Genomic DNA, 7,321 nt, shown 5'->3' with positions numbered 1-7,321 from the left:
AGTGGTTACCACCAGAATGCCGCGCAGGTGGGCGTGAGCTACAGCTGGTAAGTGTGCAGCGAGGGAGCCGGGCCCTGCCCAGCTCCCTCGATTCCCTCTCTTCAGCCCCCACCGCGGCGATCCAGTGCGGCAGGTTGTAGTAGTTGGTGATGCGCGCGACCTTGCCGTCACGGATCTCGAAGAACGCACCCGCCGGCAGCACGTACGGCTGGCCGTGCGCTTCGGGCAGACCTTCGTCGGTGGCCAGGTACTGGCCGTTGACGGTGAACTCGGCGGCACCGCGGCTGCCATCGGCACTGCCGAACACCACGATGTCGGTCAGCTGCTCGCGGTACGAACGGGCCATCTTCTGACAGAACGCACGGAACGCGTCCTTGCCGACCTCGCGACTGCCCTGGTTGATGTCATGCACCACGTCGTCGGTGACCTGGGCGACGAACGCCTCGATATCGCCGCTGTTGAAGGCATCGTAGTAGGCGCGGATGACGTCGGTGGCAGTCATGGGGGGATCCTGGGGATGGGCGGGCCGGGGAGCATAGCCTATACTCACCCCCAGTATCCATGGGCGACAACGAACGTGCGCATCACCACGCTACAGGGGCTGGCAGCAACCCCCTTCCTGGACGACCTCGCGCGCCTGCGCATCCGCGTCTTCCGTGACTTCCCGTATCTCTACGAAGGCGACCTGGCCTACGAGCGCGGCTACGCGGCAACCTACGCGGCAGCCGCCGGCAGCATCATCGTGCTGGCCCAGGACGGCGACCGCGTGGTCGGTGCGTCCACCGGCATCCCCATGCGCGAGGAGACCGCTGAGTTCCAGGCGCCGTTCCTGGGCAGTGCCTGGGACACCGACCGCATCTTCTACTTCGGCGAATCGGTGCTGCTGCCCGAGTACCGCGGCCAGGGCCTGGGCGTGCGCTTCTTCGAAGCCCGCGAGGCGCATGCCCGCCAGGCCGGCTTCGACCTGTGCTGCTTCAGCGCGGTGCAGCGCCCACGGGACCACCCGCTGCGACCGGCCGATTACCAGCCGCTGGATGCGTTCTGGCACAACCGCGGCTATGTCCATCATCCCGAGCTGAGCACGTCCTTCACCTGGCGCGACGTCGGCCACAGCGAGAAGACCGCCAAGCCGATGTCGTTCTGGCTGAAGGCGCTGACCGCATGATCCGCTTCGCTGCCAGCCAGTACGCCATCGAGCTGTTCGAGCACTGGGACGACTACGCCGCCCACCTGGACGCCCATGTGGCCGAAGCCGCGGCCGCCGGTGCGCAGCTGGTGCTGCTTCCCGAGTACGCGGCGATGACCCTGACCGGCCAGCTGCGGCCGGCCGAGCGCGGCGACCTGGCCGCGTCCATCGCCGGCATCCAGCCGCTGCTGCCGCGCTGGCAGGCGCTGTGTGCGGAGATCGCGCGCCGCCATCGCATCTGGTTCTGTCCGGGCTCGGCACCGGTACTGGACGCTGATGGCCAGTACCGCAACCGCGCGTTCCTGTTCGGTCCGCAGGGCCTGCTGGGCCACCAGGACAAGCTCATCATGACCCGCTTCGAGCGCGAGGAATGGAACATCGCCGGTGGCCGCGAGGGCCTGCGCACGTTCGCCACGCCGCTGGGCACGCTGGGCATCCTGATCTGCTACGACACCGAATTCCCGATGCTGGCCCGGCAGCTGGCCGAGGCCGGCGTGGACCTGCTGCTGGCACCGAGCTGCACCGATACCGAGGCCGGCTACCACCGCGTGCGCATCGGCTCGCAGGCACGTGCACTGGAGAACCAGCTGCCGGTACTGGTCTCGGCGACGGCCGGCATGGCCAGCTGGAGTCCGTCGGTGGATGTGAACTACGGCCGCGCGGCGATGTATGTGCCGGCCGACCGCGGCATGCCGGCCAACGGCGTGCTGTGCGAGAGCGAGCGGGTGTTCACCGAGGAAAGCCGCTGGCTGATCGGGCAGATTGATGCCGCGGCGGTATCTGCGGTGCGCCGCGAGGGCCAGGTGGCGCTGTACCGCGATTGGCCGGAGCAGTTTGCGGTGATGGTGCAGCGGACGGCGTAGCGCCGGGCCATGCTCGGCTGACGCCTCCTGTAGAGCCGAGCCCATGCTCGGCTGGAACTGCAGTCGAGCATAGGCTCGACTCTACAAGAGCAGTCGAGCATGGCTCGACTCTACAAGAGCAGTCGAGCATGGCTCGACTCTACAAGAACAGCCGAGCATGGGCTCGGCTCTACAAGGGCATCACCGCGCTGGCAGGCCGTCGCGCACGCGTTCCATCGCCTGCCGGTAGCGGCGGCTGCCAAACAGGCCGCGCTGCAGGGTCGTGCGCAACGCCTGCACCTCTTCCTCATCCGGCTGCTGCGCGCAGGCACGCTCGGCCCAGAACACCGCGCGGTCAAACTCGACTTCGCTGCGCGCGGCGTAGTACTGCGCCAGCATCCAGGCTGCCTGCGTCCACGCCTGTCCACCCCAGAACTCCAGCGTATCCAGCAGGCGCGGCAGGCGCCCCTCGGCAGGCACCTGCGTGCGCAGGTAGTACCCCGCACCCGCTACGCAGCTGCGGACGCGACGCTGCAGACGCTCGCCCCACTCTTCTTCGGTCGCCGCCAGCTCCAGGCAGCGCAGCTCGCAGGCATTGGACAGATGCACCAGCTCGTCCGCGCCGATGCCGGCAATGCCGCCCTCCTCCAGGCCACGGTCGTAGACCAGGCTGAGGTTGTAGAGCGCGCGGCCACTATCCTGCTCGGCCGCACGGCGGTACCACTGGATGGCCAGCGCCGGATCGTAGGACGGCGCGTGCTCGAAGTAGTGGTAGCCCAGCGCGGCCTGCATCTCCGGGAAGCCCAGTTCGGCACCGACCTGCGCCATGTGCAGCAGCGCAGTGTGCTGCAGCGATTCGTCGAAGGCATGGTAGACGTCGTTGAACGGGCAGTCCGCGCCCGGCGCCGGCACTACCATCAGCGCGACCGCGTGGCGCCAGGCCGCCTCGGCCTGCGCCGCATCGGGCGTCACCCCGCACCAACCGGTATCGCGCAGTACGCCCTGCATCACCGCCGCCCAGGCCGAGTTTCGCCACTGCCGTGCCACCACCGGCGCCAGCCACTCACCCATGCCAGTTGCCGCGGCTGCATGCAGCATGCGCATCAGCTGATGATCATCGAAACCGCGCGGCACGCTGGGGTCGGCCGCCTGCGCGTAGTACGCCGCAGCCATTTCGGCGTTGTGCACCCGCGAAGCCAGCTCGGCCAGCTGCAGATGGATACCCGTCCGCTCCAGCGCCGACTGCGGCTGGGCCAGCAGTTCCATGCCGCGCGCGAAGGCCTGCTGCACCGCGCTGCGGTCGTCGGTGTCGATGCTGTCCACGTCGATGGCATCCAGCCACACGATCATGCGCAGCTGGTTGCGCTGCGATGCGTCCAGGCCTTCGGCCAGGGGGCCCTCGGCCAGCGCCAGAATCTCTTCATGGCTGCCGCCCCAGCGCGGCGTACGCAGCCGCGCGTAGGTGTCCAGCAGCGGCAGTGCGTGCCCTGCAGCCTGCAGGCCCATCTGCAGCCAGGCCAGTGCCGGCTGCGGCGAAGCCTCGTCGCTCGCGATCGGGTCGCCCTCCTCATCCAGTTCCGGCGGCGGCGGAATCGCGGCAGACCAGGACGCAGGCATCTGCGCCGGCAGCTCCGGCAGGCGCGGCGCCTCGGCCATCCACGCGCCGAGCAGCGCCTGCATGTCGCGCCACGGGCCGGCGCCATCGGCGGGATGGAAGCCATCGTGCATCCAGTCGCTCATCCACATCGGCACACCGAACGCCGCCACGCTGCGCATCAGCTGGTGCAGCAGCGGCCAGGGCAATGGCCCGCGATCGGCCAGGGCAATGGCGTGGACGAACAGCGCGGTCTGCGCGGCATGCACGCTGGACCAGGCGCCCTCGCCCACCGTTGACGTCCAGCCCGAGCCGCGCAGATCGACGGCGATGCGGTCCCACACCAAGGCGGCCAGCATCAGTGGCGCATCAGCCTGCGGAACCTGCCGCTGCCACACAGCCAGGGCCTGCCACAGCGCGTTGATCGACAGCGCCTGCGGCGGCGCAAGCAGGGCCAGTGCACGCGCACCGCCCTCGGCGTCCTGCGGTACGAGGAGCTCGGGCAAGGCGGACTCGATGGCCTCGAAGCGATGGGCGAGCAGGTCATCCCAGATCGCGGGTGCGGCGTGACGCCGCGGGGATTCAGCGGAAAGCGGAGAGGTCATCGGAATTCAAGCAGAGCGACAGCACTGGCGGATTATAGCGCTGCGGCGGGGCTGCGCTCCGGGTTTGCTTGGGTAGTGGTCAAGCTTGCTTGACCGCTGTTGGGCGGGGCCGCCGGAACGGCAGCCGAGCATGGGCTCGGCTCTACATTGGAAGGCAGGCGCTACGTCGGCAGCGCGGCCACCAGGGTGGACAGATCGGCGCTGTCCACCGGCCGCACCACGCGCGCTACTTCCTGGCCGTCGCGCAGCAGCACCACCGTCGGCCACAGCTTCACTTGGAACGACCGGCCCAGCGGCTTGCCCTTGCCATCCTCGATCTTCCAGTGCGGCAGATCATGCGCGTCCACGAACTGCTGCAGCGCCGGCTGCGCGGCCTGGCAATGGCCGCACCACGGCGCACCGAACTCGATCAGCAGCCAGCCGGCCTGCGCATCGACATCGCTGCGGGCCGGCTCTACAGCCTGGTGGTCGCGCATGAAGGGCATGGCGTCAAGCCGCCAGTGCGCGCTGGATGTCTTCCAGCGGCGCGTTCGTGAAGTTCTTCGCCAGGTCATCCAGCAGGCGCGCCTGCGTTTCCTTGTGCAGCAGTGGGCGGATGCGGCCCAGGGTGATCGGATCGGCCACCAGGATCAGGTGCGAGTAGCGGTTCTTCAGCGCATCCTCGTTCAACTGCTCGGCCACCTGCTTGGCGAACGTCGCTTCGTTGAGCTGGGAAATGGACATGTCCTTGGGCACGGCACCCGCGGGCCCCTGTCCCGACACGCCCTGCTCGCTGATGTCCTGCAGGCGCAGCTCGCCCTCCTGCTTCAGCGTCAGCTGATGATCGGTGCCGACGTTGGTGAACACGCGCGCCGAGCCACCATCGGTGACGACGACAAGGGTACCTTCGGGAATGCGACGGGTCATGCGATGCTCCGGTTGCGTTGGTTCGCCACCACCGTAAAGGCTGCGTTGTGAGCGATGCGGCCACACTGCGTCCACAGCATGTCATTGCGGCAGGCGGATGAACAGGCGCGCTGGAACACAGCGTCCGCTACAGCCCGCTTCGCTGCAAGTTCACGCCGTAACCGTTATCATGAATGGATGATCGACACGACGTACTACGTGGCAGGCACGCCTGTTACGTGGGAAGCACGGCCGACCGGCGTACCGCTTGCCACACCCGCTCCCACCCCCTCATTCCTTCGCCGCGTGCAGGATCCGGGTGGATGACGCCGCTCAGGCGCTGATCTTCACTGTTTTTCCGATGCGCACCGAGCCTGGTCCGGTCAGCCCGTTCTGATCGCCGGCATCTGCCATCACCGCTGGCATTGATCTTCACCAGCCCTCGCCAATCCACGGCGTAGTTTCCCGTGCGTGGTCTTTTCCCGTACGTCCTGGTCCAACGTGGACCGCCCGCACCGATGCCCCTGCGCCAGTTGCGCCAGCATCGCCGTTTCCGATTTCCGGGACACACCACACCGCCTATTCCGCACTCCCCCTCCAAGAACAGAAAGGACGTCCCCATGCAGGACAACCCCGATGCCCATGCCCATTTCGGTTGGTTCAAACGCCGCCGCCACCTGAAGGTCGACGAGATCACCGTCGTCGACAAGCCCATGCTCAAGCGCGCCGTCGGTGCCGCTGCACTGGGCAATGCGATGGAATGGTTCGACTTCGGCGTCTACGGCTACCTTGCCGTGACCATCGGCCAGGTCTTCTTCCCCTCCAGCAATCCCACCGCGCAGGTGATCGCCGCGTTCGCGACCTTCACCGTGGCCTTCCTGGTGCGCCCGCTGGGCGGCCTGGTGTTCGGTCCGCTGGGTGACCGCTACGGGCGGCAGAAAGTGCTGGCCTTCACCATGATCCTGATGGCGCTGGGCACCTTTGCCATCGGCCTGATTCCCTCCTACGAACGCATCGGCATCTGGGCCCCGGTCCTGCTGCTGCTCGCGCGCGTCGTGCAGGGCTTCTCCACCGGTGGCGAGTACGGCGGCGCGGCCACCTTCATCGCCGAGTATTCCACCGACCGCAACCGCGGCCTGATGGGCAGCTGGCTGGAGTTCGGCACGCTGGGCGGCTACATCGCCGGCGCCGGCACGGTGACCGCACTGCACATGCTGCTGAGCAGCGAGGACATGCTGGACTGGGGCTGGCGCATCCCGTTCCTGGTCGCCGGTCCGCTGGGCCTGCTCGGCCTGTACATGCGCATGAAGCTGGAGGAAACCCCGGCCTTCCGCGCCTTCGCCGAGGAAGCCGAGAAGCGCGAGCATGACCGCCCGGGCCTGGGTGACCTGTTCCGCGTGCATGGCCGCCAGCTGCTGGTGTGCATGGGCCTGGTGCTGGTGTTCAACGTCACCGACTACATGCTGCTGACCTACATGCCCAGCTACCTGAGCGTGACCATGGGTTATGCGGAGAGCAAGGGCCTGCTGCTGATCATCATCGTGATGCTGGTGATGATGCCGCTGAACATCGTCGGCGGTCTTTTCAGCGACAAGCTCGGCCGCCGGCCGATGATCATCGGCGCCTGCATCGCGCTGCTGGTGCTGGCCGTGCCGTGCCTGCTGCTGATCGGCAGCGGCAACGACTGGCTGATCTTCCTGGGCCTGATGCTGCTGGGTCTTGCCCTGGTGTGCTTCACCAGTTCGATGCCGTCCACGCTGCCGGCGCTGTTCTATACGCCGGTGCGTTACAGCGCGCTGTCGATCGCCTTCAACGTGTCGGTATCGCTGTTCGGCGGTACCACGCCGCTGGTCACCGCCTGGCTGGTCGAGCGTACCGGCGATCCGCTGGTGCCCGCCTACTACCTGATGATTGCGGCGGTGATCGGCCTGATCACCATGATGTTCGTGAAGGAGACGGCGAACATGCCGCTGCGTGGTTCGCCGCCGGCCGTGGCCAGCGACAAGGAAGCCGCCGCCCTGCTGAAGAGCGATGGGCCGGTGACGGTGGACCCAACCCTGCCGCCGCTGCCGGAAGCGGGTGAAGGCGAGACGCCGAAGCCCGCCTGAGGCACTGCAGGTGCCCGCGCATGGATCGTGAAAGCGACCCATGCCGGCCCTGCACTGGCGGATAACCGCAATCGCGCATGCTGGCTTCATCCCTGATGGAG

General features: G+C 67.6%; 6 protein-coding genes and 1 pseudogene. 3 read left to right on the top strand and 4 right to left on the bottom strand.

Annotation, left to right across the window (positions count from 1 at the left end; translation table 11 throughout):
* Nucleotides 1–109: 109 nt before the first annotated feature.
* Nucleotides 110–502, bottom strand: a pseudogene (locus IAE56_RS11775) (ketosteroid isomerase-related protein); the annotation flags it as partial.
* A gap of 75 nt (nucleotides 503–577) precedes the next feature.
* Here IAE56_RS11775 and IAE56_RS11770 point away from each other — a divergent pair.
* The gene (locus IAE56_RS11770) at nucleotides 578–1,165 is read left to right on the top strand and encodes a GNAT family N-acetyltransferase (RefSeq protein ID WP_200752681.1); all 588 of its coding nucleotides are present in this window, start codon (nucleotides 578–580) and stop codon (nucleotides 1,163–1,165) included.
* Entirely contained in the window at nucleotides 1,162–2,049 is an 888-nt protein-coding gene (locus IAE56_RS11765; RefSeq protein WP_200752680.1) for a carbon-nitrogen hydrolase family protein, read from the top strand. The genes IAE56_RS11770 and IAE56_RS11765 overlap by 4 nt, the downstream gene beginning before the upstream one ends.
* Before the next feature lie 180 nt (nucleotides 2,050–2,229).
* On the opposite strand, the gene IAE56_RS11760 is transcribed toward IAE56_RS11765, so the two are convergent.
* The 3 genes from IAE56_RS11760 to IAE56_RS11750 form a co-directional block, all read right to left on the bottom strand.
* Nucleotides 2,230–4,227: a DUF4034 domain-containing protein gene (locus IAE56_RS11760; RefSeq protein ID WP_200752679.1), complete on the bottom strand. Its 1,998-nt coding sequence runs from the start codon at nucleotides 4,225–4,227 to the stop codon at nucleotides 2,230–2,232.
* A 161-nt stretch (nucleotides 4,228–4,388) separates the two neighbouring features.
* Nucleotides 4,389–4,712 carry a thioredoxin family protein gene (locus tag IAE56_RS11755; RefSeq protein WP_200752678.1) on the bottom strand — a complete coding sequence of 108 codons (324 nt, stop codon included), beginning with the start codon at nucleotides 4,710–4,712 and terminating at the stop codon, nucleotides 4,389–4,391.
* A 4-nt stretch (nucleotides 4,713–4,716) separates the two neighbouring features.
* On the bottom strand, nucleotides 4,717–5,133 hold the full coding sequence (locus tag IAE56_RS11750) for a host attachment family protein (protein ID WP_164072546.1): 417 nt from the start codon (nucleotides 5,131–5,133) through the stop codon (nucleotides 4,717–4,719).
* A 599-nt stretch (nucleotides 5,134–5,732) separates the two neighbouring features.
* Here IAE56_RS11750 and proP point away from each other — a divergent pair.
* Nucleotides 5,733–7,220: a glycine betaine/L-proline transporter ProP gene (proP, locus tag IAE56_RS11745; protein ID WP_200752677.1), complete on the top strand. Its 1,488-nt coding sequence runs from the start codon at nucleotides 5,733–5,735 to the stop codon at nucleotides 7,218–7,220.
* Nucleotides 7,221–7,321: the final 101 nt, after the last annotated feature.

Origin of the sequence: Stenotrophomonas sp. S41 (genome assembly GCF_016624625.1) — a bacterium.
Lineage (GTDB): Bacteria > Pseudomonadota > Gammaproteobacteria > Xanthomonadales > Xanthomonadaceae > Stenotrophomonas.
Note: the sequence above shows the minus strand (reverse complement) of the source record. Positions and strands in the feature narration are given on the sequence as shown.

Coding starts and splice junctions, on each gene's coding strand:
- IAE56_RS11765 (WP_200752680.1), top strand. CDS start 1,162: ATGATCCGCTTCGCTGCCAGCCAGTACGCCATCGAGCTGTTCGAGCAC.
- IAE56_RS11760 (WP_200752679.1), bottom strand. CDS start 4,227: ATGACCTCTCCGCTTTCCGCTGAATCCCCGCGGCGTCACGCCGCACCC.
- IAE56_RS11755 (WP_200752678.1), bottom strand. CDS start 4,712: ATGCCCTTCATGCGCGACCACCAGGCTGTAGAGCCGGCCCGCAGCGAT.
- IAE56_RS11750 (WP_164072546.1), bottom strand. CDS start 5,133: ATGACCCGTCGCATTCCCGAAGGTACCCTTGTCGTCGTCACCGATGGT.
- proP (WP_200752677.1), top strand. CDS start 5,733: ATGCAGGACAACCCCGATGCCCATGCCCATTTCGGTTGGTTCAAACGC.